At 64.7% G+C, this 26,669-nt stretch carries 29 protein-coding genes; 18 read left to right on the forward strand and 11 right to left on the reverse strand.

All coding sequences use genetic code 11. The features are described 5' to 3' along the window. The first annotated feature begins 78 nt into the window (after positions 1–78). Complete coding sequence (secE, locus tag OGR47_RS01970) at positions 79–270, forward strand: preprotein translocase subunit SecE (protein ID WP_165052574.1); 192 nt, start codon at positions 79–81, stop codon at positions 268–270. 26 nt (positions 271–296) lie between these two features. Next, positions 297–827, forward strand: a complete 531-nt coding sequence (gene nusG / locus OGR47_RS01975; RefSeq protein ID WP_165052571.1) for a transcription termination/antitermination protein NusG — start codon at positions 297–299, stop codon at positions 825–827. Between the two features lie 27 nt (positions 828–854). Here nusG and OGR47_RS01980 read toward each other — a convergent pair whose 3' ends face one another. Beyond that, a complete protein-coding gene (locus OGR47_RS01980) occupies positions 855–1,271 on the reverse strand; it encodes a hypothetical protein (protein WP_165052568.1) in 417 nt (138 codons plus the stop codon). Between the two features lie 117 nt (positions 1,272–1,388). Between OGR47_RS01980 and OGR47_RS01985 the strand changes: the two genes are divergently transcribed. The 3 genes from OGR47_RS01985 (at position 1,389) to rplA (ending at position 3,773) form a co-directional block, all read left to right on the forward strand. Then, a complete protein-coding gene (locus OGR47_RS01985; RefSeq protein ID WP_165052565.1) occupies positions 1,389–2,420 on the forward strand; it encodes a helix-turn-helix domain-containing protein in 1,032 nt (343 codons plus the stop codon). A 197-nt stretch (positions 2,421–2,617) separates the two neighbouring features. Beyond that, entirely contained in the window at positions 2,618–3,064 is a 447-nt protein-coding gene (rplK, locus tag OGR47_RS01990; RefSeq protein ID WP_165052563.1) for a 50S ribosomal protein L11, read from the forward strand. 4 nt (positions 3,065–3,068) lie between these two features. Continuing rightward, entirely contained in the window at positions 3,069–3,773 is a 705-nt protein-coding gene (gene rplA / locus OGR47_RS01995; RefSeq protein WP_165052560.1) for a 50S ribosomal protein L1, read from the forward strand. A gap of 191 nt (positions 3,774–3,964) precedes the next feature. Here the strand turns inward: rplA and OGR47_RS02000 are convergent, their stop codons facing one another. From OGR47_RS02000 to OGR47_RS02015, 4 genes are all read right to left on the reverse strand, one after another. Further along, the gene (locus OGR47_RS02000) at positions 3,965–4,288 is read right to left on the reverse strand and encodes a ComEA family DNA-binding protein (RefSeq protein WP_165052558.1); all 324 of its coding nucleotides are present in this window, start codon (positions 4,286–4,288) and stop codon (positions 3,965–3,967) included. A 119-nt stretch (positions 4,289–4,407) separates the two neighbouring features. Next, the gene (locus tag OGR47_RS02005) at positions 4,408–4,659 is read right to left on the reverse strand and encodes a hypothetical protein (RefSeq protein ID WP_165052554.1); all 252 of its coding nucleotides are present in this window, start codon (positions 4,657–4,659) and stop codon (positions 4,408–4,410) included. Then, positions 4,656–5,261 (reverse strand): aminoacyl-tRNA hydrolase, encoded by a 606-nt coding sequence (pth, locus tag OGR47_RS02010; RefSeq protein ID WP_165052552.1) that lies wholly within the window; start codon positions 5,259–5,261, stop codon positions 4,656–4,658. Before pth ends, OGR47_RS02005 begins: the two co-directional genes overlap by 4 nt. Before the next feature lie 144 nt (positions 5,262–5,405). Beyond that, positions 5,406–6,026: a 50S ribosomal protein L25/general stress protein Ctc gene (locus OGR47_RS02015; protein ID WP_165052550.1), complete on the reverse strand. Its 621-nt coding sequence runs from the start codon at positions 6,024–6,026 to the stop codon at positions 5,406–5,408. Positions 6,027–6,240: 214 nt separating this feature from the next. Between OGR47_RS02015 and OGR47_RS02020 the strand changes: the two genes are divergently transcribed. The 3 genes from OGR47_RS02020 to murA all read left to right on the forward strand — a co-directional run bounded on the left by OGR47_RS02020 (position 6,241) and on the right by murA (position 9,026). Then, complete coding sequence (locus OGR47_RS02020; protein WP_165052548.1) at positions 6,241–7,458, forward strand: beta-ketoacyl-[acyl-carrier-protein] synthase family protein; 1,218 nt, start codon at positions 6,241–6,243, stop codon at positions 7,456–7,458. A gap of 72 nt (positions 7,459–7,530) precedes the next feature. Continuing rightward, complete coding sequence (locus tag OGR47_RS02025; protein WP_246729705.1) at positions 7,531–7,731, forward strand: hypothetical protein; 201 nt, start codon at positions 7,531–7,533, stop codon at positions 7,729–7,731. After that, positions 7,731–9,026, forward strand: coding sequence for a UDP-N-acetylglucosamine 1-carboxyvinyltransferase (gene murA / locus OGR47_RS02030; RefSeq protein WP_165052546.1), 1,296 nt, complete (start codon positions 7,731–7,733; stop codon positions 9,024–9,026). The genes OGR47_RS02025 and murA overlap by 1 nt, the downstream gene beginning before the upstream one ends. A 204-nt stretch (positions 9,027–9,230) precedes the next feature. Here the strand turns inward: murA and OGR47_RS02035 are convergent, their stop codons facing one another. The 4 genes from OGR47_RS02035 to OGR47_RS02050 form a co-directional block, all read right to left on the reverse strand. After that, positions 9,231–9,458, reverse strand: a complete 228-nt coding sequence (locus OGR47_RS02035; protein ID WP_165052543.1) for a type II toxin-antitoxin system HicA family toxin — start codon at positions 9,456–9,458, stop codon at positions 9,231–9,233. A gap of 5 nt (positions 9,459–9,463) precedes the next feature. Further along, on the reverse strand, positions 9,464–9,718 hold the full coding sequence (locus tag OGR47_RS02040; protein ID WP_165052541.1) for a type II toxin-antitoxin system HicB family antitoxin: 255 nt from the start codon (positions 9,716–9,718) through the stop codon (positions 9,464–9,466). A 127-nt stretch (positions 9,719–9,845) separates the two neighbouring features. Continuing rightward, the gene (locus OGR47_RS02045; RefSeq protein WP_165052538.1) at positions 9,846–11,060 is read right to left on the reverse strand and encodes an LL-diaminopimelate aminotransferase; all 1,215 of its coding nucleotides are present in this window, start codon (positions 11,058–11,060) and stop codon (positions 9,846–9,848) included. 79 nt (positions 11,061–11,139) lie between these two features. Then, positions 11,140–12,594, reverse strand: coding sequence for a carbohydrate porin (locus tag OGR47_RS02050; RefSeq protein ID WP_165052536.1), 1,455 nt, complete (start codon positions 12,592–12,594; stop codon positions 11,140–11,142). A gap of 179 nt (positions 12,595–12,773) precedes the next feature. On the opposite strand from OGR47_RS02050, the gene ppc reads away from it, so the two are divergent. Then, positions 12,774–15,566 carry a phosphoenolpyruvate carboxylase gene (gene ppc, locus OGR47_RS02055; protein ID WP_165052534.1) on the forward strand — a complete coding sequence of 931 codons (2,793 nt, stop codon included), beginning with the start codon at positions 12,774–12,776 and terminating at the stop codon, positions 15,564–15,566. 83 nt (positions 15,567–15,649) lie between these two features. Here ppc and OGR47_RS02060 read toward each other — a convergent pair whose 3' ends face one another. Continuing rightward, positions 15,650–17,389, reverse strand: a complete 1,740-nt coding sequence (locus OGR47_RS02060) for a putative bifunctional diguanylate cyclase/phosphodiesterase (protein ID WP_246729704.1) — start codon at positions 17,387–17,389, stop codon at positions 15,650–15,652. 302 nt (positions 17,390–17,691) lie between these two features. On the opposite strand from OGR47_RS02060, the gene OGR47_RS02065 reads away from it, so the two are divergent. Beyond that, positions 17,692–18,027 (forward strand): rhodanese-like domain-containing protein, encoded by a 336-nt coding sequence (locus OGR47_RS02065; protein ID WP_165052530.1) that lies wholly within the window; start codon positions 17,692–17,694, stop codon positions 18,025–18,027. Here OGR47_RS02065 and dgcA read toward each other — a convergent pair whose 3' ends face one another. Beyond that, entirely contained in the window at positions 18,028–19,017 is a 990-nt protein-coding gene (dgcA, locus tag OGR47_RS02070) for an N-acetyl-D-Glu racemase DgcA (protein WP_165052528.1), read from the reverse strand. It abuts the gene before it with no gap. Positions 19,018–19,133: 116 nt separating this feature from the next. Between dgcA and OGR47_RS02075 the strand changes: the two genes are divergently transcribed. The 8 genes from OGR47_RS02075 (at position 19,134) to OGR47_RS02110 (ending at position 26,579) form a co-directional block, all read left to right on the forward strand. Continuing rightward, on the forward strand, positions 19,134–20,276 hold the full coding sequence (locus OGR47_RS02075; RefSeq protein ID WP_165052526.1) for an ABC transporter permease: 1,143 nt from the start codon (positions 19,134–19,136) through the stop codon (positions 20,274–20,276). A gap of 10 nt (positions 20,277–20,286) precedes the next feature. Further along, positions 20,287–21,093: an ABC transporter ATP-binding protein gene (locus tag OGR47_RS02080; protein WP_165052524.1), complete on the forward strand. Its 807-nt coding sequence runs from the start codon at positions 20,287–20,289 to the stop codon at positions 21,091–21,093. 11 nt (positions 21,094–21,104) lie between these two features. Further along, positions 21,105–21,992, forward strand: coding sequence for an MlaD family protein (locus OGR47_RS02085; RefSeq protein ID WP_165052521.1), 888 nt, complete (start codon positions 21,105–21,107; stop codon positions 21,990–21,992). 122 nt (positions 21,993–22,114) lie between these two features. Beyond that, positions 22,115–22,699 carry an ABC-type transport auxiliary lipoprotein family protein gene (locus tag OGR47_RS02090; RefSeq protein ID WP_165052519.1) on the forward strand — a complete coding sequence of 195 codons (585 nt, stop codon included), beginning with the start codon at positions 22,115–22,117 and terminating at the stop codon, positions 22,697–22,699. A gap of 218 nt (positions 22,700–22,917) precedes the next feature. Continuing rightward, entirely contained in the window at positions 22,918–23,307 is a 390-nt protein-coding gene (locus tag OGR47_RS02095; RefSeq protein ID WP_210340712.1) for a 2Fe-2S iron-sulfur cluster-binding protein, read from the forward strand. Positions 23,308–23,777: 470 nt separating this feature from the next. After that, on the forward strand, positions 23,778–24,827 hold the full coding sequence (locus OGR47_RS02100; RefSeq protein WP_165052515.1) for an NAD(P)/FAD-dependent oxidoreductase: 1,050 nt from the start codon (positions 23,778–23,780) through the stop codon (positions 24,825–24,827). Beyond that, positions 24,828–25,502 (forward strand): 4'-phosphopantetheinyl transferase family protein, encoded by a 675-nt coding sequence (locus tag OGR47_RS02105; RefSeq protein ID WP_165052513.1) that lies wholly within the window; start codon positions 24,828–24,830, stop codon positions 25,500–25,502. It begins immediately after the preceding gene. Positions 25,503–25,538: 36 nt separating this feature from the next. Further along, on the forward strand, positions 25,539–26,579 hold the full coding sequence (locus tag OGR47_RS02110; protein ID WP_165052511.1) for a linear amide C-N hydrolase: 1,041 nt from the start codon (positions 25,539–25,541) through the stop codon (positions 26,577–26,579). Positions 26,580–26,669: the final 90 nt, after the last annotated feature.

Here is a 26,669-nt window from a genome sequence, read left to right on the forward strand (position 1 = left end):
GTGGCCGGAAGGTCCCGCGCCGCGACTGTTTTACGGCGCGCGTTCTTTTGCGGCGCCACAGGCAAGTCAGGCAAGCGAATGGTCAACCCGTTTACATTCCTGCAGGAAGTGCGCACCGAGGCGAACAAGGTCACCTGGCCGACCCGCCGCGAGACGATGATCACGACCGGGCTCGTGATCCTCATGGTGCTGTTCGCGAGCCTTTTCTTCGTCGTCGTCGATTCCGCCCTGCGCTTCGGCGTCGGCCTGCTGCTGCAGGCCGGCCAATAATTCTTTAAAGGAGCTGAGCGCGCCCCATGGCCATGCGCTGGTATATCGTCCACGCCTATTCGAACTTCGAAAAGAAGGTCGCTGAGTCGATCCGCGAAGGCGCCGCCCAGCGGGGCCTGGCCGAGGCTTTCGAGGAAATCCTCGTGCCGACCGAGCAGGTCGTCGAGGTGCGCCGCGGGCGTAAGGTGTCGACCGAGCGCAAGTTCTTCCCCGGTTATGTGCTGGTGAAGTGCAATCTGACCGACCCGGTGTTTTCGCTCATCAAGAACACGCCGAAGGTCACCGGCTTTCTCGGCGCCGACAACAAGCCCATGCCCATCTCCGAAGACGAGGCGATGCGGATCAAGGGCCAGGTCGCCGAGGGCGTCGAGCGTCCCAAGGCGACGATCAGCTTCGAGGTCGGCGAGACGGTGCGCGTCGCGGACGGCCCCTTCGCCTCCTTCAACGGCCTGGTCGAGGAAGTGGACGAGGCCCGTTCGCGCCTCAAGGTGGCGGTCTCGATCTTCGGCCGCCCGACGCCTGTCGAGCTGGAATTCGGACAGGTCGAGAAAGTCTGACGCTGCGGGACGCCTGAAGGGCTGCCGTCAAATGGCGGCCAAGGCCGCCGCCGCAATCAACCATCCTGCTGATGCGAACCCGACTGTGGTCGCGACGCAGCTCAGCAACATCCAGGCGAGGAACGCGCCGGGCGGCGACGCGACATAGCTGGGCCGGAGGGCGCAGACGAGAAAGCCCGCCGGGTTGAAAAAGGCGCCGAAGCAGGCGCTCGCGACGACCCATCCCGGGGGGACGACCGCAAGCAGGCGGAACAGTCCGAAAAACACGAATAAAAATAAAGCCATCATTAAATAGTCGATGTGCGATTTCAGCAGGTCCCTGACATTTGGAATCCAGCGGGCCGCCGCGTTGCTTCCTTTCGTCGTCGCGAGAAGCAGCCATGCTTCGACGAGCGCGATGAAAAGACAGGCAGAGGCGCTGAGGGCAAAAGCGGCAAGCGGCATTTAGGTTCCTTTCCGAACTGGCGTGGCTGAGCCAGGTCTGCAGTATGGCTCCTTTGGCCACGGCCAGCTTGCATGGACGCGCGGAAAGACTTGACCAGAAGCGCGAAGCGACGGTTCATGTCGCAGCCCTCGAACTCCTGCGGTGTATCGATGGAAGCGCGCGATCTACGCTTCGATTTGCCTGGCCTTTCGCTGGAGCAGCGGTTGCGGCGGTGGCGGGACGCCGTCGGCGATCATCTCGTCGATGTCGACATGCGCGCTCCGACCGACGCACCGGCCCGCGAAGCCTTCACGGGCTCGATGACGATTCATCCGCTACAGGACGGATCGCTCGCCCTCGTCGACGCCGCGTTCCAACGCCTGGATCGCACGGCTGAGCGTATCCGGCGCGCGTCGACGGAGACGGCGCTGCTTACCCTCATTCTCTCAGGGGAATGCCGCATCTCTCAGCGCGACCGCGTCGCGCGCCTTGGGCCCGGCGATCTCTGCCTCTATGAAAGCGTGAGCCCCTACCGGCTAGAGGTGACGGGGCGCACCCGCGCCATCGTCGTGACCGCCGACCGCGCTGGCGTCGAAGCGGCGCTCGGCGACCTTCGTCCTTTCGTCGCGGCGCCTTTGTCGTTCGCCTCCGCTCCCGGCGGGCTGGCGGCGAATTACTGGAAGGATCTCGCCCTTCGGCTGCCGTCGCTCGACCCGATGAGCGCGCGCCGGCTCGTCGCGGCAGGTCTCGAAATCGTTTCCGCGGGCCTTGCTGACACATATGGCCATGCGCAGCCGGCTGGCGCGGCGCTGGTCCTCAGTCGGGCCAAGGCCTTTATCGCCGGGAACCTTCACCGCGAGTCTTTGAGCGGGAAAATGGTCGCTGCGACCGTCGGATTGTCCGAGCGCCGGCTTCAGGAACTCTTTCAGCAGGACGGCGGGACGCTCTCCGGCCATATTCGGAGGGCGCGCCTGGAGGCGGCACGCCAACAGCTTGCCGATCCCGCTTTTGCGCATGTTTCCATCGCCCGGATCGCCGATAATTTTGGTTTTCCCGACGCCGCGCATTTCAGCCGCGCGTTTCGAGCGAGATTTGGGGTGAGCCCACGAGAAGCGCGAGCGGCGTCGCTCCCGAGCGCGGAGGGGAGCGTTGCGCCCCGCTCGAAATGATTTGCCTTCCCGCTCCATTCCGCTATAAGACCGCCAGCCCTCCCTCCGAGGGCTTTTTTCGTTCCTCTGACAGGGAACGAAAACCGACGTGGCAGGCCCGCCCCGACGCCATCGGGGAGCACGGATCGGACCACGGACTGCAACCGATGGCTAAGCGTGCGTGAGCGCGCGACGCCGTCATTTGTTGGAGAAAGCAAATGGCAAAGAAAATTGCCGGCTACATAAAGCTGCAAGTGCCGGCCGGCGCGGCGAACCCCTCGCCGCCGATTGGTCCCGCGCTCGGTCAGCGCGGTCTGAACATCATGGAGTTCTGCAAGGCGTTCAACGCCAAGACGGCGCAGATGGAGAAGGGGACGCCGATCCCCGTCATCATCACCGCCTATCAGGACCGCTCCTTCACCTTCGAGATGAAGCAGCCGCCGGTCTCCTTCTTCCTGAAGAAGGCCGTTGGCCTCAAGATCGGCAAGAAGCCGGCCTCGGGCTCGAAGACTCCTGGCCGTAACGTCGTCGGCAAGGTGACGCAAGCGCAGATCCGCGAGATCGCAGAGAAGAAGATCGTCGATCTCAACTGCGCGTCGATCGAATCCGCAATGTCGATGATCGCCGGCTCCGCCCGCGCGATGGGCCTCGAGGTGGTGGAGTAAGATCATGGCGCATATCGGAAAACGCATCGCCAAGGCCCGCGAGGGCATCGAGCGCACCAAGCTCTACGGGGTCGACGAGGCTGTGAAGCTCGTGCGCAGCCGCGCCACGGCCAAGTTCGACGAATCGGTCGAGATCGCCATGAATCTCGGCGTCGACCCCAAGCATGCCGACCAGATGGTTCGCGGCGTGGTCAATCTGCCGAATGGCACGGGCCGCGTTCTGCGCGTCGCCGTCTTCGCGCGCGGCGCCAAGGCGGACGAGGCCAAGGCCGCCGGCGCCGATGTGGTGGGCGCGGAAGATCTGGTGACGACGGTGCAAGGCGGTCAGATCGACTTCGATCGCTGCATCGCCACCCCGGACATGATGCCGCTCGTCGGCCGTCTCGGTAAGGTGCTCGGCCCGCGCGGCATGATGCCGAACCCGAAGGTCGGCACGGTGACCATGGACGTCGCCGGGGCGGTGAAAGCCTCCAAGGGCGGCGCGGTGGAGTTCCGCGTCGAAAAGGCCGGCATCGTGCAGGGCACGGTGGGCAAGGCCTCTTTCGACGACGGCAAGCTCGTCGAGAACATCAAGGCCTTTGTGGACGCGGTCGCCAAGGCCAAGCCGCAGGGCGCCAAGGGCACCTACATCCAGCGTGTCGCCATCAGCTCGACCCAGGGTCCGGGCGTGAAGGTCGACGTCGGAACGCTCGGCGCGACCGGGGCGTAAGGGCTAATTACCCAATTAGAGAAAAGCCGGCAGGGAGACCTGCCGGCTTTTCGCTTTTGTTGAGGCGCGGATGAGGCTCGCGACGTCTGTGTCGCCAGACGTCTCTGCTCCAGAACAGCCCTCGTCGGATTTCGCGTTGCGTCTCAAACGAAAACGCCCGCCGGTCAGGCGGGCGCTTCTCTGCATCTGTCTCAGCGGACGATCAATTGGTCCTTCACCTGGGTGAGGACCTCGCCGGTGACGATCTTTCGCGCCGCCAGCTCATCGACATATTTGAACGGGCGCGCCTTCACGATGGCTTCGGCGATCGTCTTGTTGAAGCCCTTCACCTCTGAAAGCTGCTGGACGGTCGCCTTATTGAGATCAAGGCGCTGGGCTTCGGCCGCCATTTTGGCGGAGGGCGCCTGAGTCATGGTCGCGACCGGGGCGGGCGTCGTGGGTTTCGCGACCGGCGCTTCGGCGAGGGCGGGGGCGGCGGCGAGGAGGGCGGCGGCGAGAAGAAGATTGCGGATCATCGCTTGAAACTCCTGGTGATCGAGACCGTGTCTCGATGGATTGGAGTTTCGTTCAAAGCGGCTGAACAGCCGCTGAGGGCGGCGTTCAGCCGCCGTTTAGCAAAGGAGGCCTGACGCCGCTACTTGGTCTTGCGGCAGGCAGGGTCTTTCGACACGCAGGCGATGCCAGGCAGGGAGCAGCCATCGCGCGTGCAGACCATGCAGCCGTCGCTCCATTCCCCGCATTCGGGGTGATCGTCGCCGAATGCGGGCACGGGTTTTTGCGCCGCATGGGACGGCGCGGCTGTGTCGGGCTCAGCGAGGGGCGGCGTCTGCGCGACGGCGGCGGGGATAACGAAAACCGTCAGCAGCGCGACCAGCCGGGTCCTCATTTTTCGCCGACCCGCTTCACTGCGTCGAAGCCCTTCGCTTCCAAGGCGAGATGCAGCCGGTTCTGCAGCCCGTTGTCGTCGCCTTTGACGAGCAGCGCGGCGTTGTCGGCGATGGCGTTGCAGAGCGCCTCGACCCAGGGCTCTTCGCTTTTGGCGAAGTCGTTGAGCACATAGCTATGCACCAGCGCCTTGTCGCCGGGATGGCCGATGCCCATGCGCACGCGCTTGTAGTCGTTGCCGACATGGGCGGTGATGGAGCGCAGCCCATTATGGCCGGCGACGCCGCCACCGACCTTGATGCGGCATTTGGCCGGCGCGAGGTCCAACTCGTCGTGGAAGACGACAATGTCGCCAACGGGAATTTTGTGGAAGCGCGCGGCCTCGCCCACCGAACGGCCGCTCTCGTTCATATAGGTCTGGGGCTGGAGCAGCAGCACTTTCTCGCCGCCGATATTGCCTTCGCTCACGAGGCCCTGGAAGCGGGCGCGAGCGGTCGCAAAGCCGTGGCGACGGGCGATCGCTTCGAGCGCCATGAAGCCGATGTTGTGGCGGTTTTTGGCGTATTGGCGGCCGGGATTGCCGAGGCCGACGAAGAGCAGCATGGGATTGGTCCTAACGCTCTTCCCTCCTCCCGCTTGCGGGAGAAGGCGTCGCGCCGGAGCGCGTCGGATGAGGGGGCCCTCACCCGACCCTCGCTGACGCGAGGGCCACCCTCTCCCGTGCGCGGGAGAGGGGATTTGTCGTAATTACTTCTTGCCCTTGGCGGGCGCAGCGGCGGCCGGAGCCGCTTCCTCTCCGCCGCCGGCCGGCGGGGCGAGGCTCGCCACGGTGAAGTTCTTGTCGGGATTCGTGGGCTTGCAGCCCTCGGGCAGCGGGATCTGCGACATGCCCAGCGAATCGTTGAAGTCCATGCCGGCCAGATCGGCGACGATCGCCTCCGGGATATTGTCGGCCGGCACGTACATCTCCACCGAGTGATACACGATGTTGAGGGCGCCGCCGCGCTTCAGGCCCGGCGAAGTTTCCTGGTTGATGAAGTGGACCGGCACGTTCACCTTGAGGCGCGAGCCGGGCTTCAGGCGCAGGAAATCTACATGGATCGGGAAGTCGCGAACGACGTCGAGCTGATAGTCGCGCGGAATGGCGCGCTCCTTCTTGCCGTCGATCTCGAGCTCGAAGATCGTCGTGAGGAAGTGGCCCGCGAAGATCAGCTGGGTGGTGACCTTCTTGTCGAGCGACAGCGGCAGGGGCGCTTCGCCGCCGCCATAGAGCACTGCTGGAATACGGCCCTCACGGCGAACGCTGCGGGCGGCCCCCTTGCCGGTCCCGCTGCGCACCGTGGCCGCGAGCGTTTTCATCTCGGCCATTTTCGGTGTCCTTTAGAAAAAGAAAAAGCGCCGCTCGCCTCCAGGGGTGTCGGAAACGCAGGCGCCGGGCGCAGCTTATAGGGGAGCGCGGCGGCTGAAGCAAGGCGGATGCGGCAATGCCTCGCTTGCGTCGGACCGGCGACCGCATTTACAGGGTTGAAATTGCACAGTTGAGGGCGGGCCATAATAGGGGGCCACGGGGGGATCAGGCTTCATGACAATAAACCAATCGCGCCGCCGGGTCGTCGTTACCGGCATGGGCGCCGTGTCTGCGGCGGGCGTCGGCGCCTCGGCCTTATGGGCCGCCGCTCGGGACGGTGTGTCCTGCGTCCGGCCGCTGAAGCTCGCGCGACCCTATCAGGGCCGCATCAAGATCGCGGCTCAGGTCCCGGACTTCGACCCGACCGCGCATATCGAGTCGGAGCTGCTGCCCTATTGCGATCCTTTCACCCAATACGCCATCGTCGCCGCCGACGAGGCGGTCGGACAGGCGGGCTTTGCGCGCAAGGATATCGGCGGGCCGCGCACGGCGGTCGTCATCGGCACGGGCATCGGGGGGGCCCATACGATCGACGACACGTCCTACTATGAATATGCCGAGGGCGTGCGCCCCGAGACGCTCGCCGTGCCGCGCCTCATTCCCAGCGCCGCGCCGACGACCCTCGGCATGCGCTACGGCGCCAAGGGGCCGACCTTCGCGCTTGCTTCCGCCTGCTCTTCGGCGACGCAGGCCATCGGCGAGGCGTTTGAGATGCTGCGGGCGGGCCGGGCGGATCGCGCCATCGCCGGCGGCGCCGAGGCCTGCGTCATAAATGGCTCCATGCGGGCTTGGGAAGCGCTGCGAGTGCTCACCCCCGATTTCTGCCGGCCATTCTCGGTGAAGCGCAACGGCATGACGCTCGGCGAAGGCGCTGCGGTCTTCATTCTGGAGACGCTGGAGTCGGCGCTGGCGCGCGGCGCGACCCCGCTGTGCGAGCTTGCGGGATATGGCACGACGAGCGACGCTTTCGACCCGCTGCGCGCCGATGTCGAAGGCCCGGCGCGCTGCATGCGGCTCGCGCTCGAGAGCGCGGGGCTGGAGGCGTCGGCGGTCGATTATCTCAACGCCCATGGCACCGCGACCTACGCCAACGACATCACCGAGTCCGAAGCCATGCGCGCCGTTTTTGGCGACCGGCCGCCGCCGGTGTCCTCGACCAAGCCGATACACGGCCATGCGCTCGGAGCCTCGGGCGGTCTGGAGCTCTGCGTGACGATCAGCGCCCTGCGCGAGCAGACCGCGCCGCCGACGATCAATTTTGTCGAGGCCGACCCCAAATGCCCAGTGGACGCTATTCCCAACGAGGCTCGCAAAATGCCGATCCAGGTCGCGCTCTCCAACTCCTTCGCTTTTGGCGGGATCAATGGGACGCTGGCGCTGAAGGCGATATAGCTCGGGGCGCGGGGGCTGCGCCGCCGCGCTTGCGACCCCTGCCGCAAAGGCCTAGGAAGGCGCTTGCTTGCCATGGTTGACAAGTCGATGACGGAAGAGGGCAAGGAGCCCGATCCGGCCCCAAAGAAGGCGGATTCGGGCTCGAAAGCTGGCAAGGCCGGGACCAATAAGAACGCCGCGCTTTCCGCGGCGCTCCGCGCCAATTTGGCGCGCCGCAAAGCTCGCGAGCGGGCGGTGAAGGCGGCCGCGCAAAAGAGCGACAGCGAGGATTAATGGACAAGATAAAGATCACCGGCGGCGCGCCCTTGAACGGCGTCATTCCCATCTCCGGCGCCAAGAACGCCGCGCTGCCGCTGATGATCGCCTCGCTTCTCACCAAGGAGACGCTGACGCTCGAGAATATGCCGCAGCTGGCGGACGTCACGCAGCTGGAGCGGATCCTCGGCAATCACGGCGTTGATTTCACCATCTCCGGCAAGCGCGCGACCGACACGGAAAATTCCGGCCGCACGGTGCATTTTACCGCGAGCGAGATCGTCGACGTCACCGCGCCTTATGAGCTTGTGTCGCGCATGCGGGCGAGCTTCTGGGTCTTCGCGCCGCTTCTTGCCCGCATGGGCGAATGCCGGGTGTCGCTGCCGGGCGGCTGCGCGATCGGCACGCGTCCGGTCGATCTTCTGCTGATGGCGCTCGAAAAACTCGGCGCCAATATCGAGATCGAGAACGGCTATGTGGTCGGCATGGCCAAGGACGGGCTCGTCGGCGCCGAAATCGACTTTCCCAAGGTCACGGTTGGCGGCACCCATACGGCTCTGATGGCGGCGTCTCTTGCGCGTGGAACAACCGTCCTGCGCAACGCCGCGCGCGAGCCTGAAATCGTCGATCTCGCCGAATGCCTCATCAAAATGGGCGCGCGCATCGGTGGCGCGGGAACCTCGACGATCGAAATCGAGGGCGTTACGTCTCTTACCGGCGCGCGCCACGCCGTGATGCCGGACCGGATAGAGGCCGGCACCTACGCCATGGCGGTGGCGATGACCGGGGGCGACGTTCTGCTCGCCGGAGCCCGCGCCGATAGTCTGCAGGCGGCCTTGGACGTGCTGATCGAGTCGGGCGCGACGGTTTCCGAGACGAATGAGGGCTTGCGCGTCTATCGCAACGGGGTGGGGATTTCCCCGGTCGATGTAGAAACCGCGCCCTTCCCGGCTTTCCCGACGGATCTGCAGGCGCAATTCATGGCGCTGATGACCCGCGCCAAGGGAACGTCGCGCATACGCGAGACGATCTTCGAGAACCGCTTCATGCATGTGCAGGAGCTTGCTCGGCTCGGCGCTCGCATCAAGCTCGAGGGGGATACGGCGATCGTGACCGGCGCAGATCATCTCGATGGCGCGCAGGTGATGGCGACTGATCTTCGCGCCTCGGTGTCGCTCGTGATCGCGGCGCTTGCCGCGCGCGGCGAGACGACCATCAATCGAGTGTATCACCTCGATCGCGGCTTCGAGCGGCTGGAGAAGAAGCTTTCCGGCTGCGGCGCGCAGATCGAGCGCGTCAGCGGGCAGGGGTAAAGTCGCGTTCCCGTCATTTCGAGCGAAGAGAAGCAATCCAGGAGCCCCGCGGCGGCTCTAGATTGCTTTGTCGCTTCGCTCCTCGCAATGACGGTCGCTCGGCCAGGGTGGGAATGTCATTCCCGGCAGGCTGAAGGCCTGACCGGGAATCCAGAGCGGGCGCGGCGCTCTTGCAGCAATGTCCCTGGATTCTTGTCCAGAGCCTCAGAGCAATGACCTGAACTCTTCCTCGGTCATCCCTGTCTGTTCGATTATCAACCTCAGCAACGGCCTCTTGATATCGCCGCTATGCATTGGAACGACGGTCGTGCGCTTCGTCTCGGGATGGCGATAGGTGGCGTGGCTGCCTTTCTGGCGCTGGAAGACGAAGCCCGCTCTTTCGAGTGCCCTGGCGACCTCTTTGGCGTCGAGGCTCGGAAGGCGCGGCGTCATAGGCCTCAGGCGGCAATGTCGGCGCGAACCATGACGCCAAGCGTTACCGCTCGGTCGATCTGGCCAGTCTCCGGAATCGGGTCCCCATTGGCCGCGAGCGTCTCTATGTAAACCGCCAGCGCCTCCTCGGCGTTGCGCACAGCGGACTCATAGGTTTCCCCCCACGTCTGGCAGCCAGGAAGCGTCGGGAAAACAGCCAGATAGCCGCCTTCGTCTTTGCACGGCTCGATCGAAAGGGGGTATGAGAGCGTTTTGAGCATGCACTCAATCTAGCAGGTTCGATAGCTAGAAGGGAGTGAAGGCTCGACTCTTATCGCTCTGCGCGCCGGGAGGCGCGCGGTCCAGGCAGCATCAGACCGCGAGCCTTCAGGCGTGCAACCTCCGAAATCACCCCCGCGCCGCGAGCGGCACGACATTGTGCAGCTGATCCGCCGTGTCGAAGAAACGCCGCAGGTTGCGCGCCGCCTGACGAATCCGTTGCTCGTTCTCGACCAGCGCCAGCCGCAAATACCCTTCGCCATGTTCGCCGAAGCCCTCGCCTGGCGCGACGGCGACGTCCGCCTTTTCGATGAGGAGCTTCGAGAACTCCAGGCTCGACATTGAGCGGAAACGCTCCGGCACAGGCGCCCAGGCGAACATCGACGCGCTCGGCGCCGGGATCGGCCAGCCCGCCTGGGCGAAGCTCTCGACCATCACGTCGCGGCGTTTCTTGTAGATGGCGCGCATCTCTTTGATGCAATCGTCGGGGCCGTTCAGCGCCGCCGTCGCCGCCACCTGAACAGGCGTGAAGGCGCCATAGTCGAGATAGCTCTTCACGCGCGCCAGCGCCGCGCAGAGCCGCTCGTTGCCGACAGCGAAGCCCATGCGCCAGCCGGCCATGGAGAAGGTCTTCGACATGGACGTGAATTCGGCGGTCACGTCCATCGCGCCTGGCACCTGCAGCACGGACGGCGGCGGATCGTCGTCGAAATAGACCTCCGCATAGGCGAGGTCGGAGAGGATGAAAATCTCGTGCTTCTTCGCGAAGGCGACGAGATCCCTGTAGAAATCGAGCGAAGCGACTTCCGCCGTCGGATTCGATGGATAGCAGACGATCACTGCGATGGGCTTAGGTATCGAATGCGCCATCGCCCGCTCCAGCGCCGGAAAATATTCCGGCGTCGGCGCCGAGGGCACGGAGCGGATGACGCCGCCCGCCATCAGAAAGCCGAAGGCGTGGATCGGGTAGGAGGGATTGGGGACCAGCACCACGTCGCCCGGCGCGGTGATCGCCTGCGCCATATTGGCGAAACCCTCCTTGGAGCCGAGCGTCGCGACGACCTGCGTCTCGGAATCAAGCTTCACGCCGAAGCGGCGCGCATAATAGGCGGCTTGCGCCCGGCGCAGCCCGGCGATGCCCTTGGAGGCGGAATAACGGTCGGTGCGCGCCTTGCCGGCGGTCTCGACGAGCTTGTCGACGACATGCTTGGGGGCGGGCAGGTCTGGATTGCCCATGCCCATGTCGATGATGTCCGCGCCGCCGGCGCGGGCTTTGGCCTTCAGCCGGTTCACTTGCTCGAAGACATAAGGGGGCAGGCGCTTGATGCGATAAAAATCCGACATTCTTTCTTTGTTCCGGGAGGCGGCGAGACGAGGAGTTTAGCTGATTTGGGTGGTCTGCGGGAGGGGGCTGGGCGGGCGTTCAAAACCGCACCAGCGTCCTCAGCCCCAGCACCAGGGAATTATGCAGCGTCGCGACCCCCGTTGGATCGCGCGGATCAGGGGCATTTCCGCCAGGACGCCTGATATATTGGAGATCGGGCTGAAGGTACCAGCCTGAAGCCATGCGCGCAATATAGGTGGCCTCGACCAATTCCTCGCTGGAGCGGATCGGGGCCAGGGGATTGTTGAAGAACGCCGTGTCGCGATCGAGGCCGCGCGCGCCATTGGATATTCGGGCGTAGCCGACCGCCACGCCGAAGAGATCGTCCGGACGCGCGTCGATCACGCCGACGAAGGAGACGCCGGCGTCCGCCGAGGCGCTGACGAGATTGCGGTCATTGGGGGTAAGCCCGGCGCGCAGGAAAAACCCCGCGCCGCGACCGGGCCCTGCGCCGGCGCCGATCTGCTGGTCGAGGATGGCGTAATAACCTTGGTCGCCATGCCTTTGGAGTGAGACTCCATTGCTGTTGGGATCCGAAAGCGAGAGGAAATCCGTACCCCAGCGCTGATCCGCGAATTGGCCGAAATGCCGCCATCCTCCCAGCTTCAACACGCCGTCGAGCCCGTTGAGGCCATATTTGAGCTGCGCCTCGCCGATGACATAGCGCGGATCTCTCATCCGGAAGCGTAGCCCGTCGGGATTGCGCCGCTGGGGATCGGCGTTGTCGAAGGGCGTCTGAGGTCCGGCCGGGTCGCCGTCCAGCACGGCGGCGAGAAAGGAGAAATGCGCGTTTGGATTGAGCGTGACGCGCGCGCCCACATTGGAGAGGGGATAGGCGGGGCCGCCACCGGGCAGGTTGGAGGCGTCGACGACCGGCCAGCCAAAGGCGCCGTTGACGAACACCGCGCCCCAGATGGGATACATGAATTCCTGATCGGAGCCGAGTTGTCCGGCGCGGATGTTGATCCTGTCGTCGAAGAGGCTCTGCTGGAGCCAAAGCTCGTAAAGCCGCGTCGCGCGCGAGGCCTCGATATTCGAGGGCGGCATCAGCGCGCCGACATAAAGCGCGTCGATCCCTCGCCCATGCAGCTGAAGCCCGCTCGCGTGAAGCGCCAGGCCGGGGATATTGGCGAGCTTGCCGAAATCGGCGTCGAGCGAGAGACGGAACCTGCCGTCATACGCCGCGCCCTGCCGCAGGCCGCCGCTGGTATTGGCGAAGATTTCGCCGATATATTTGCCGGTGAGACGGACGCCCAACTCCTCGAGCGCGTCGCGCTTCTTCCTCAGCGAGGGCCCGGGCTCCGGCAGCACAGAAAGAACCGAGCGCGAATCGCCTGGATCGATGGGCGGCGGCGTGGGATCGTGGCGGTCGCGGGACGGCCAAGCGGACGCGTCGCCGGCGATGAGCAGCGCGAGTCCGAGTAGAGCTGCGCGGACAAGAGAGGGTCTGCGCCGGTTGCGCAAATGGTCCGGGCGGCGTTTTGGCGCGAGCATTAAATCCTGCGGCTGGCGTTTTGCCCGGAGCCTAGCAGTTCAAGAGTTCTTGTGGAAATCTAGCTTCGCATTCATCTGTCTGAAAGACTGTCTCTTTCCGTCCACGTCGAAAACTGGCGCCAGGCCTGCTATAGCAGCAGCGATCCCCAGGGTGGGGCGTTTCGTTTCAAGGGTAAATCATGCAGCTCGACGCACAGAGCAAGGAAGCGGCGGCAAAGGTCCTGGTCGAGCCGGAGGCAAAGACCGAAAAGCCGCTCGACGAGGACATCCGCCTCCTCGGCCGCCTCCTCGGCGACGCCGTGCGCGAGCATGAGGGCGACGAGGCCTTCGAGCGCATCGAGACCATCCGCCGCCTGTCCGTCGCGGCGAGCCGCAACAAGGATCAGGACGCCGCGGCGAAGCTCGACGCGCTATTGCGCTCGCTCACCGCCAAGGAGGCGACGGCTGTCATCCGCGCCTTCAGCTATTTCTCGCATCTCGCCAATATCGCCGAGGATCTGCACCCGCTCAAAGAACGCGCCCGCGCGCTCGCCGACGGCGGGACGCTCGACGAGCCGAGCCTCGCGCGCTCGTTTTCGCATTTGCGCAAGGCGGCGATCGGCCCCGGCAAGATCGCCTCGGCCCTGTCGCGCGGTTGGATTTCGCCGGTGCTCACCGCCCATCCGACCGAGGTGCGGCGCAAATGCCTGCTCGACGCGGAGCGCGCCATCTTTACGCTGCTCGCCGCTCATGAGCATCTCAAGGGCAAGGAGCGCGCGCGCAACGAGATGGAGCTGCGCGCCCGCGTCACGCAATTGTGGCAGACGGAGCTTCTGCGCGAATCGCGTCTCACGGTGCGCGACGAGATCGAGAACTCGCTGTCCTATTACCGCTCGACCTTCCTGCGCGAGATTCCGAGGCTCTACGGCAATATCGAATCGAAACTCGACGGGCTGCGGGTGCCGCCCTTCCTGCGCATGGGCGCCTGGGTTGGCGGCGATCGCGACGGCAATCCCAACGTCACGGCCGACTCGCTCTCGACGGCGCTACGCATGCAATGCGAGACGGCCCTGCGCTTCTATCTCACCGAAGTGCATGCGCTCGGCGCCGAGCTGTCGATCTCGCGGCGCTATGGCGGCGCGACCAAGGCGCTCGAGGATCTTGCCGCGCGTTCGGGTGACGATAATCCGCATCGCGACAACGAGCCCTACCGCCGTGCGCTGATCGGCGTCTATTCGCGTCTCGCCGGCACGCTGGAGAAACTCACGGGCCAGCAGGCCATGCGCCATGCGCTGGCGCCGGGCCAGCCTTACGCCAATAGCTGGGCTTTCCTCGCCGATCTCGTCACGATCGACGAATCCTTGCGCGTCCATCACAGCGAGGTGATCGCCTCGCAGCGCCTGGAGCCGTTGATCCGAGCTGTGGAAGTGTTCGGTTTCCATCTCGCGACTCTGGACCTTCGCCAAAGCTCCGACCGTCACGAAGAGACACTCTCGGAGCTTCTCGCCGCGGCGCGCGTCGCCGAAGATTATGCCGCTCTTCCCGAGACCGAGAAGCAGCAGCTTCTCATGCGGCTCCTCTCCGACCCGCGTCCTGTGCGTCTGCCGGATCGGGTCTACAGCGACCGCGCGATGAGCGAGCTCGCGATCTTCGAGCGCGCGATCGAGATGCGCCGCCTTTATGGCGATGAAGCCATCCGCCATTACATCGTCAGCCATACGGAGACCGTAAGCGACCTTCTGGAAGTGCTGCTCCTGCAGAAGGAGTGCGGCCTGATGCGCGGCACGCTCGATCCGCGCGACGCGGAAGCGGTAGCGGCCGATCTCATCATCACGCCGCTGTTCGAGACGATTGGCGATCTGCGCAACGCGGCGCCGATCATGCGCGAATTTTACGCGCTGCCGGGCATTCAGCGGCTCGTCGTCAATTCCGGCGCTCAGCAGGACATCATGCTGGGCTATTCGGACTCCAATAAAGACGGCGGCATTCTCACGAGCATTTGGGAACTCTACCGCGCCTCGACCGCGCTCGCGGAATTCTTCGCTTCGATCCCCAATGTGACGATGCGTCTCTTCCATGGGCGCGGCGGCACGGTGGGCCGCGGCGGCGGCCCGAGCTACGACGCCATTCTGGCGCAGCCGCCGGGCACGGTGAACGGCCAGATCCGCCTCACCGAACAGGGCGAGGTGATCGCCGCGAAATACGCCAATCCGCAGATCGGCCACGTCAATCTGGAGCTGCTCGTCGCCGCGACGCTGGAGGCGACGCTGCTTTCGCAGCACAAGGCGCCCGCTCCGGAGTTTTTGGAAATCGCGGAAGAACTATCGCGATCCGGCATGGCCGCCTATCGCAAGCTCGTCTATGAGACAGACGGCTTCGTGGATTATTTCTTCGCCTCGACGCCCATCACGGAAATTGCTTCGCTCAACATCGGCTCTCGCCCGGCTTCGCGAAAGCCGTCGCGCAAGATCGAGGATTTGCGCGCGATCCCGTGGAGCTTCTCCTGGGCGCAGGCGCGCGTGGCCTTGCCGGGCTGGTATGGTTTCGGCTCGGCCATCGCGAATTATCTGGAGCAGGATCACAAGGAGCGCATCGAGCTGTTGCGGCGCATGGCGACGGAATGGCCCTTCTTCCGCTCGCTGCTTTCCAACATCGACATGATTCTGTCGAAGACCGATCTTCAGATCGCGCGCCATTATGCCGAGCTTGTCGAGGATCGCGCTCTGGCGCAGCGTATTTTCGCGATGATCGAGGCTGAGCACGCGCGTTCGGTCGATGCGCTGACGCAAATATTGGGCACGACGGAGCGGCTTGCCGACAATCCGACGCTGGCGCGCTCCATTCGCCAACGTTTCCCCTATATCGCGCCGCTCAATTACATCCAGGTCGAACTCATCCGCCGCCACCGCGCCGGCATGATCGACGACGAGATTCGCGAGGGCATTTTGATGTCGATCAACGGCATTTCGGCGGGCCTGCGCAATACGGGCTGAACGAGAGGCCTTCGTTTCTTGTATCCCTATCGCTCGTTCGCGCGAGCGATAGGGTGCGTGCGGATTGCGGCTCGTATATCAAATCAGGCAAACGAGCCGATCGCGGCCCGCTTGTCCTCGACGACTGGCCGCGCCTCCGCGAAACCATAGAGCGCGCCCTGAAAATATTCGACGCCCCAGTCACGCAGAATGCGCGCCGTCGCTTCGTCCTCCACCCATTCCGCCACGACCTTGATGGAGAGATGGCGCGCGAGGTCGATCAGCGTGCGTACGAAGAAGCGGTCGTCCTGGGAGTTCGTGATATTCTGGATGAAGGCGCCGTCGATCTTGACGATGTCGAAGTTGAAGTCCCGCAGATTTCTGAAGGACGTGTGGCCCGCGCCAAAATCGTCCATCGCGACTTTGACGCCCTGTTCCTTGCAAACGGCGATGAGGTTTCTTGTCGTCTCGAAATCCTCGATCAGGCTCGTTTCGGTGATTTCGACGATCAGCCTGTCCGAGATGGACGGATTCATCGTGATCGCCGCTTTGAGGCGGTCCGGCCACTCCGGATCGAGCACCGTATTCACCGAGCAGTTCACCGAAACGCGCAAATTGGGGTCGGCTGCGAGCCTTTCCAGAGCGAGCTCCATCACGCGCTGATCGAGCAGACGCACGAGCCCGGCCTTTTCCGCGACAGGCAGCAACGCCGCAGGGGACGCCATGGTCCCATCCGGCAGGCGTATCCGCAGCAGCGCCTCGTGGAAGGCGGCTTCTCCGGTAGCTGCATGGACGACAGGCTGGAATGCGAGATCGACGCGGCGCTCATTGAGCGCCGAGACAATGCTGTCGGCGACCTGCAGCGTGCGAAATCGCGCGTCCTCCCGGGCGAGTGACGCCGTATAGGCGACGAACCGCTTGCCATTGTTCTGGCGCGCCACGTCGAGCGCCTCCTCGGCATGCTGCAAGAGCACGTGGGGAAGGCGACCCTCGCGCGGCCCGATGACCCCGCCGATGCGGATCGTGGTGGGAATGGGTCCGGCGGAAGTTTCGAAGGGCGCGCTCTTTACGAGTTCAAGCAGGCGCTGGGCGGCGACGAGCGTTTCATCGGCGTCGCAGTTTTCGAGCACGAGAGCGAATTTATTGCCGGCATGGCGCGCCACCACGTCGCAGGCCCGCACATTCTCGCGCAGGCGCTTGGCGAGGTTCGCAATCACCTCGTCCCCGGCGTCATATCCATAAGTCCGGTTGAGCGCGAACAGGTTCTCCAACGCGACGAGCAGCACGGCGAAGGGCTTACGTGAGCGTTCGGCCTGCTGGAGGAAACGGGCGATATGCTCGCCGAGCTGGGCTCGGTTCAAAACGCCCGTCAGCGGATCGATCTGCGCGCCCAGCGCGAGCTTGCGCTCCATCTCGTGGCGCTCGGTGACGACCCGCACGACGCCATAAGCGCGCGAAGGTTTGCCGGTGGGGCCGGCGAACCAGCGGCCGGTGTCCTCCACCCAAACGAGCGGTCCTTGGCCAAGCTCCCGCGGCTGAGCCAGGGCGTAGACCACCTGATAAGGAACGCCTTCCCCTGCGTCCGTCTTGCCGGATTGCACGATGGCGTCATAGCGGGAGGCGCCGCTTTCACGCGCAATCCGCTCGCCATAGCCGAGCCCGGTGTCGAGATCCTCGCCGGCGATGGGCCCTAGGATTTCACCAAGATTCGGGCCCCAGGTCAGTCGATCCGAGCTGAGCTCCCAGTCATAGACGACTTCTCCGATCGACGACAAAATCTCCCGCGGGTCCGGGCCGGCGACAGGGGCGGGCGCGATCGGGAGGGCGGGAGGCTCCCGCGTCACAAGAGGCGCTTTGAGAATAGATGAATGAATCGTATTCGCAGCGGGGGCCTCCAAGCCGCGATTTGCGATATGGCGCAATTGCATTTTTGGCGGAACCTTCGGCGCTGTTTCGGGTCCTCCACTGTCGCCTCGAAACGTAAATGCCACGTTGCGGCTTCTGCCGAATTTTCCGGCAGGCCTCCTCAGCCCGTTCACATAGCCCGGTTTGTGCTTAAGAAATCGCGGCGCTCGGCCTCTCTGGACGGGGGGCCGCTCGCATGCGATTGATCCTGTGGATAAGACATTCTCTGGAGTCGAAACTGATGAACGCCTCTCCTTTCAATGACATCGGCCTCGATGCGCTTAAGGCCGGTCTCGCCGACGGCTCGATCCTTCTGGTCGACGTCCGGGAAGCCGACGAATATACCGCCGGCCATATCAAGGGGGCGCTGTTCAACCCGCTCTCGCGCTTCGACCCGACGAAGCTCCCCGTCGCGGGAGAGGGGCAGAAGGTCGTCATTTACTGCCGCTCGGGCCGGCGTTCCGTGTCGGCTATGGAGCAGGCCCGGCTCGTTGGGCGGCGCGACTGCAACACCCATTTCGGCGGCGGCATCCAGGCCTGGCTCAACGCCGGTCAGCCGGTCGAGCAGGGGATGTAATCACCCCCAAAGCGCGACGGGCGGCGGGGTCATGGTCGAGCCCTCATAGACCAGGCCCGGCTCGCGGTCCCTGGCGAGCAGCAGCGGTCCATCGAGATCGACGAAAGCCGCCATCTCGCCGATCAGCATGGCCGGGGCCATGGCGAGCGAGGTGCCGACCATGCAGCCGGCCATGATCTGCAAGCCCATCTGCCGGGCCGCTTCCGCCATAGCCAGGGCCTCGGTAAGGCCCCCGGCCTTGTCGAGCTTGATATTGACCGCGTCGTAGCGGCCCCTGAGCGCCTCCAGGGAAGCCCTGTCGTGGGCGCTTTCATCGGCGCAAATGGGGATGGGCCGAGCGATCTTCGCCAATATGTCGTCCTTGCCAGCGGGCAAGGGCTGCTCGACCAGCGCGACGCCGTGGCGCGCGCAGACGTCGAGCTGCACGGCCAGCGTCTCCTCGCGCCAGGCTTCATTGGCGTCGACGATGAGCTGCGCATGCGGAGCCCCTTCCCGGACGGCGGCGAGCCTTGCGTCGTCCCCCTCGCCGGCGAGCTTTACCTTCAGGAGCGGCCGGGCGGCGGCTTTGAGCGCGGCCATGCGCATCTCCTCGGGCGTCCCGACCGATAGCGTATATGCGGTGACGAGCGGCGAGAGGCGCTCGAAGCCCGCGATCACATAGGCGCGCCGGCCCGAGCGCTTGGCCTCCAGATCCCACATGGCGCAATCGACGGCGTTGCGCGCCGCGCCTGCCGGCAGCAGTCGCTGCAAGGCGGCCCGGTCGGCGCCCGATTCGATCTCGCCGCGCACGCCCTCGATCGCCGCGACGACGCTCTCGACGCTCTCGCCGTAGCGTGCGTAGGGCACGCATTCTCCGCGTCCCACGACATCGCCCGCGCGTAGCATCGCCGTGACCACCCGCGCCTCCGTCTTGGCGCCGCGAGAGATGACGAAGCGCCCGGCGATGGGGTAGGCTTCGACGGCGAGAGTCAGCTCGATGCGCAAGGGCATGGCTCCATTAGCTTGCAAGTCGGCGAATACTGTGCGCTTGCGCGCTTGTCGACCGCATGTCACGAAGTTAAGAGCATTTGCAAGCTGCCGCTGAATCGCCTTCCGAACGAGGCCGCATGGCTGTCGACGCCGCCCAGAATCCCCCGGACGTCTCGCCCCTCGAGGGCGGCGCGCGGTTGGCGCTCGCCGGCGATTGGACCCTCGCGGCCTCCCGCCGCCTCGAAAACAAGGCGCAGGAGGTCGTCGATTTCGGTCGCCGCGGCGACTTCGTGACACTCGACCTTTCTGGCGTGTCGCGTCTCGACACCGCCGGCGCCTGGCTGATCAATCGCGCCCGCCGCACGCTTGCGCGATCCAATGTCGGCGTCGCGCTCGAACATGTGCGTCCCGAGCACGACATATTGCTCGAGGAAGCAACCTACCGCGATTTCCAAGCGCCCGCGCGCAAGTCCGTCCCCATCGTTCTGGAGCTTCTCGCGGATGTCGGCCGCGCCATCGTCTACAGCCTGAAGGAATTCTACCGGGGCATCGCCTTCCTGGGCGAATTCGTCGCGGTGCTGGGATATATCGCGACGCACCCGCGCCATTTCCGCGGGACCTCTCTCGTCGCGCATATGGAGCTGATCGGTCTGCGCAGCGCGCCGATCGTTATCCTCATCAATCTCCTCGTGGGCGCCATTGTCGCCCAGCAGGGCATTTACCAGCTCATCAGATTTGGCGCGACAACCTACGCCGTCGACCTGATCGGCATATTGGTGCTGCGCGAGCTCGGCGTCCTGCTCACCTCCATCATGATCGCGGGCCGCTCGGGCTCCGCCATCACCGCCGAAATCGGCTCCATGAAGATGCGGGAGGAGATCGACGCGCTGCGCGTCATGGGCCTCTCGGTCATCGAAGTGCTCGTCGCGCCGCGGGTGCTGGCGCTCATCCTGTCGCTGCCGATCCTGACCTTCATCGCGGATATGTCCGCGCTCTTCGGCGGCATGCTGGTCTCCTGGGGCTATGGCGGCATCAGCCCCGCAGCTTTTTCCTCACTGCTCAGGGAAGCCATCGGATTCAACACATTCATGGTCGGGATCATCAAAGCGCCGTTCATGGCGCTGGTCATCGGGCTGATCGCGATGATCGACGGGCTGGCGACGCAAGGCTCCGCCGAATCGCTCGGCCGTCAGGTGACGTCCTCTGTCGTGAAATCGATTTTCATGGTCATCGTGCTCGATGGCCTCTTCGCCATCTTTTTCGCCTCGATTCATTACTAACCGGGCCTCTATGAGCTTTCTTACCAACGATGGCTGGGGCGGAACGACAGCCGACGTCATTATCAGCGTGCGCGACCTCATCGTCGGCTTCGGCGACAAAATCGTGATGAAGGGGCTCGATCTCGACGTCTATCGCGGCGAGGTGCTCGGCTTTGTCGGCGGTTCGGGGCAGGGAAAGTCCGTGCTGACCCGCGCGATTCTGGGCCTCGTTCCGACCCGCGGCGGCTCCATCCGCATTTTCGGCAGGGATCGCGACGCGCTGGCGCCGGCCGAAAGGCGGGCGCTCGAGCAGCGCTGGGGCGTTCTGTTCCAGAACGGCGCGCTCTTTTCCGGCCTTACGGTGAAGCAGAACATCCAGATGCCGATGCGTGAGACCCGCGATCTCTCGCCCCGGCTGATGGATGAGCTCGCCATGCTCAAGCTGGACCTTGTGGGCTTGAAACCTGACGCGGCCGACAAATTTCCGTCGGAATTATCGGGCGGCATGGTCAAGCGCGCGGCGCTGGCCCGCGCATTGGCGCTCGACCCTGAGCTCGTCTTCCTCGATGAACCGACATCCGGCCTCGATCCGATCGGCGCGGCGGAATTTGACGAACTAATTGGGACGCTGCAGAAAACGCTCGGGCTGACGGTGTTCATGGTCACCCATGACCTCGACAGTCTTTACGCGATTTGCGACCGGGTCGCGGCGCTCGCCGATGGCAAAGTGATTGCGGCGGGGCCGCTCGAAACCCTGCTGGAATCGGATCATCCCTGGCTTAGGGCATATTTTCACGGGGCGCGCGGCGGGCGATTCGCCGCGAAAAGCCCCGACTGAAGAGGACGAAGATGGAAACCCGCGCCAATTACGCCTTGATCGGTGCCTTCACGCTGGCGACGATTTTTGCGGCCTTCGGTTTCGTCTTCTGGTTCTCGGGACCGAGCCAGGTCGGCAAGCAGGACGCCTATCAGATCGTCTTTGCGGGGTCGGTTTCCGGGCTCTCGCGCGGGTCTTCTGTCCTTTTCAACGGCGTGAAGGTCGGCGAGGTCACCCACATCGCCATTTCCGAAAACGATCCCAGCAAGGTCGACGTTCTCGTGAAGATCGACGAGCATACGCCGGTCAAAGCCAATACGCGCGCCCGGCTGGAGACCCGCGGCTTCACCGGCGTCGCCGACGTGCTGCTGGTCGGCGGCACGCCCGGCGCGCCCGATCTGGTCGCGGAGGAGGGGCAGCACTACCCGCAGATTCAGGCCGAGCGCTCCGAAAACGTGCAGTCGCTTTCCACTAAGGCCGCCGCGCTGCTCGTGAAGCTCGACACGCTCCTCGATGAAAACAAGGACACCATCCGGGGCACGCTGAAAAACGCGGAAACTTTCACCAAGACGCTCTCGGACAACTCCGAGCAGATCTCCGCCTTCATTAAGGATGCCGGCGACGCGGCCCATTCATTGAAGCCCGTCGCGGCGCGGCTCGACCGCTTCCTGGCGGCGGGCGAGCAGACGCTGAAGGCGCTCGACCCCAAGCAGCTCAAGGCGATCACGGGCAACGTCGCCAGCGCCTCGACAAATATCAAGAATTTCTCGGCGACCGGCCTCAAGCAATATGAGCAGCTGGCGGTCGACGCCCGTAAAGCGATCGACTCGCTCGACCAGGCGATCAAATCCATCGAGCGCGATCCCTCGCAGTTCATCTGGGGCCCGTCGCAGACGACGCCGGACTATCGCGCGCGCTGACCGCCTGGCCTTTGGCCGCCCGGCATGTGGGCCGGCGCGGCTTTGTCTTCCCGGCCCGCTCGCGCTAGATAAGCCAAAGCCGTGCAGGCTCGGGCGGATAGGCGAAGGGCGGGCGTCCAAGCATGGGGCAGGTGCGCATTTCGATATGGACGCCGGCAAGGCGCGCGTCTTTCGCGGGCCTCGCCTTTCTTGTCGCCGGCTGCGTCGCTCCGACCCGCGAAACCTTCGATCTCGCTATGGCGCCTAGCGCTCTGCAGGTTGCGATGGGCGGCCCTGTTCTCGGCGTCAGGGAGCCGACGGCGACGCCGCCGACGAGCTCGGAGCGCGTGGTCGTGCGCAACGTCGATGGGAGCGTCGCCCTGCTGCCGGACGCGCAATGGTCGCAGCCCCTGCCGCGCCTCCTGCGCGAGCGCATGATCGAGGCCCTACAGCGCCGCGGCGTCGCTGCTTCGAGGATCGGGTTCGGAAGCAACCGGGCGCTCGCGACCGACATTCGGCGGTTCGAAATCGACGCGGCGCGCAATGTCGCTGTCGTGGAGATCGCCGTCTATATCGTGGACGAAAGCAGTGGCGCGACGCGTGCCGGGCACAGCTTCAGCGCGGAGGCGCAGACGCCAGAAAATATCGGGTCGGGCGCCGTTTCCGCGCTTGGCCAAGCGGCGGCGCAGGCCCTCGCCAAGATGGCCGATTGGGCGCGCGGGCGCTAGAAAGAAATCGCGGCAGGAGCCGGCCCCGGTTTCGCGGGCCCAGCAGGGCGCCTATGAAATGCGCGGAAGTCTTGTTGGGGGCTAGCGCGACAAACGGCCCGATGCTAATCGAACGCAGCAAAATTCGAGTGTTCGGCGCGGCCGAACGGCGGAAAGCGTTCGGGGTCGCGCCTTTGACGAGACCTCGGGGTTGACCAGGACCAGGGAAGACGGGCGTCATGGTGAAGATGAGCTTCGACGACACAGCGACACGCTACGGCGCCGAACCGGGCGGCGGCGCGCCGACCAAGGTCAAGATCACCTTCGTCGACTCCAACGGCCAGCCCCGCACGGTCGAGGGCGAGGTAGGCTCCACCGTGATGGAAACCGCCCGCCGCAACGACATCCCGGAGATCGCGGCCGAATGCGGCGGCGCCTGCGCCTGCGCCACCTGCCATGTCTATGTCGACGAGAAATGGGTCGAAAAGGCCGGCAAGCCCTCGCAGATGGAAGAGGACATGCTCGACTTCGCCTTCGACGTGAAGCCGAATTCCCGCCTGTGCTGCCAGATCACCGTGCGCCCGGAGCTCGACGGGCTGGTCGTGACCACCCCCGCCCAGCAGGGCTGATAAAAGGGGATCGCGAGCCTTCAGGCTCGCCCTGGAATGCGCGCCTGAAGGCGCGTGGTCCTGTACGCTCAAATGCCGGGCGTGAACTCTTCCCTCCCCTTTACGGGGAGGGTGGCCCCGCGCAAGCGGGGTCGGGTGGGGTAAGGCCCCACCACGATCGTGGCTGCGCGAACCCCACCCGTCGGCCTTCGGCCGCCGACCTCCCCGTAAAGGGGAGGTAAGGAGGCATACCCACACATCGTCGTTTGCCCCCGGCGTCCCCGCGGCGCGGTTTGGCGTTGCATCTTGCGACGAATGCTATAGACGAACGCGAGCGGCGGCGGGTGGCTCATCCGCCGGTCGGCTGGCCGCGTTCGAAAATCCTCCCCGGTTTCTTCGCCAGGCCGTTTCCGACCCGAGAGAGGGTATTCGCCCATTCGCCGTCCCAGCGTGCGGCGATGCGCGCCGCCATTGATGTGAGGATTTGACGCATGAACCAGGTCAACGAAGCCGCGATCGAAACCGATGTCGTCATCGTCGGCGCCGGCCCGGCCGGGCTTTTCGCGGTGTTCGAACTGGGGCTCCTGGACATCAAATGCCATGTCATCGACATTCTGCCGCGCGCCGGCGGCCAGTGCTCGGAGCTTTATCCCGAGAAGCCGATCTACGACATTCCGGGCCTGCCGGAGATCACCGGCCAGGGCCTGACGGATAATCTGCTCAAGCAGATCGAGCCTTTCCACCCGACCTTCCACTTCAACGAGATGGTCGAGACGCTCACCTCGCTCGGCACGCCGGAGAAGCCGGCCTTCCGCCTCACCACCGACGCCGGCAAGGTCTTCCACGCCAAGGTCGTCGTCGTTGCGGCCGGCGGCGGCTCGTTCCAGCCCAAGAAGCCGCCGATCCCCACGATCGAGCAATATGAGGGCAAGTCGGTCTTCTACGCCGTGCGCCGTATGGAGGACTTCCGCGACAAGGACGTCGTGATCGTCGGTGGCGGCGATTCGGCGCTCGACTGGACGCTGAACTTGCAGCCGATCGCCAAGAGCCTGACGCTGGTGCATCGCCGTGACGCCTTCCGCGCCGCCCCGCATTCGGTTTCGGCCATGCAGGAGCTGGTCGCGGCCGGCAAGATTTCCTTCAAGCTCGGGCAGATTACGACGGTCGAGGGCGCCGACGGCGAGCTGTCCACGGCGCTTCTGAAGGGCAATGACGGAGTCGAGCAGAAGCTCCCCTGCCAGCGCCTCATGCCCTTCTTCGGCTTGACGATGAAGCTCGGCCCGGTCGCCGAATGGGGCCTGCAGCTCAACGAGAATCTCATCCCGGTCGACACCGAGAAATTCGAGACGAGCCATCCGGGCATCTTCGCCGTCGGCGACATCAACTACTATCCGGGCAAATTGAAGCTCATTCTCTCGGGCTTCCACGAGGGCGCGCTCGCGGCGCAGAAGGCGCATCGCTACGTCTATCCCGAGAAGAAGCTGCTGTTCCAATACACGACGTCGTCGACGAATCTGCAGAAGAAGCTCGGCGTCTCCTAAGTGAACGTCGCGGTTCGGGCGCTGGACATTTCGGGCGTTGCGCCCGGGCAATGGTCAGCGCTCGCCGCGTCGCTCGATGACGCAGAGCGCGCGCGCGCCGCGCGCTTTGCATTTGAAGAAGACCGTCAATCTTACATTGCCGCCCATGCGCTATTGCGGGCGGAACTTTCGAGTCACGCCGACCGCGCTCCCTCCGATTGGCGCTTTGCGGCGACGGCGCTCGGCAAGCCTTTCCTTCTCGACGCGCCCCGCGATCTGCGTTTCAGCATCACCCACACGCGCGGCATGGTGGCGGTCGCCATCACGGAAGGCCTTGAGATCGGGGTCGACGTCGAATCCGAGGATCGGCGCGCGGAAAGCATGAAGCTCGCGGAGCGTTTCTTCGCGCCGGAGGAAATTGCGCTGCTGCGCGCTGTCGAGGGCGATGCGCGGCGCGAAATGTTTTTCGCCATATGGACGCTCAAAGAGGCGGTGGTGAAGGCCACGGGCCAGGGGCTCTCCCGCGCGCTCGACAGTTTCGCCGTCTCGCCCGATCCGCCGCGCGTGACGATGCGCGACGAAGAGTGGGGCGCCGACCATTGGCGCCTCGGCTCATTTCATTTCGCGCTGGCGGCGCAAGGCAACATTACCGCCGATTTCAGCGTAGTGGATGTTGGCTTAACCTTCTCGCAATAGGCTCGCGCGCGTGCCTATCTCATGGAGGGTCACGCGATGAAGAAAGCCCTTTTCAGCCTGTGCCTCGTCTCAGCCTTCGCTTTTTCCGGCCTTTCCGCCAACGCCTGCACGCGCATCCTTTACGAGACCGGGGCCAAGTCCTACCAAATCGGCCGCACCATGGATTGGATGGTCGACCCCGGAACCGATCTCTGGGCTTTCCCCAAGGGCATGGCGCGCGACGGCGGCGTGGGGCAGGGGTCGATCAAATGGACCGCCAAGCACGGCTCGGTCATCAGCTCCTTCTATAATCTCGCGGCCGTCGACGGCATGAACGACGCCGGGCTCGTCGCCAATGTGCTCTATCTCGTCGAAGCGGATTACGGCGACGCCGCCAAGTCGAAAAAGCCGAAGCTCTCCATCGGCGCCTGGGCGCAATATGCGCTCGATAATTTCGGCTCTGTGGCCGAGGCCGTGGCGGCGCTGCAGAAGGAGCCTTTCGTCCTGATCGCGCCCGACCTGCCCGACGGCAACAAGGCCGGCGCCCATCTCGCCCTCGCCGACGCCTCGGGCGACAGCGCGATTTTCGAATATTTGAACGGCAAGCTCGTCATCCACCATGGCGCGCAATATCGGGTGATGACCAACTCACCGAGCTTCGACCAGCAGCTTGCGATCGAGTCATATTGGAAGCACGTCGACGGCGAGAAATTCCTGCCGGGCACGGCCCGCTCCGCCGACCGTTTCGCGCGCGTGAGCTGGAATCTGAACGCCGCCGCCAAGGAGAAGGACCCGCGCCTCGCCACCGCCACGACCTTCTCGCTGATCCGCGCCATCTCCGTGCCGCTGGGCATTGCCGATCCCGAACGCCCGAACATCGCCTCGACCATCTGGCGCACGGTCTCTGATCTGGGCGCCAAGCGTTATTATTTCGAAAGCGCCTACAGCCCGTCGATCTTCTGGGTGGACCTCGACCGGCTGAAGCTGGAGCCGGGCGCAAAGCCCATGAAGCTCGATTTGAGCGGCAAGCCGATTTTGTCGGGAGAGGTTTCGGGGAAGTTTGTGGAGGCGGAGGCGTTCAAGTTTTTGGCGAGGTAAGGTGGCGCAAGCTCTGAAATCAGGGCCAGTATTGACCCTGAGCGGATGTTCGCGAGGCTTCCCGGTATAACCGCGTCGGCGGGTGGAGCG

It is taken from the genome of Methylocystis sp. MJC1, from assembly GCF_026427715.1.
Taxonomy (GTDB): domain Bacteria; phylum Pseudomonadota; class Alphaproteobacteria; order Rhizobiales; family Beijerinckiaceae; genus Methylocystis.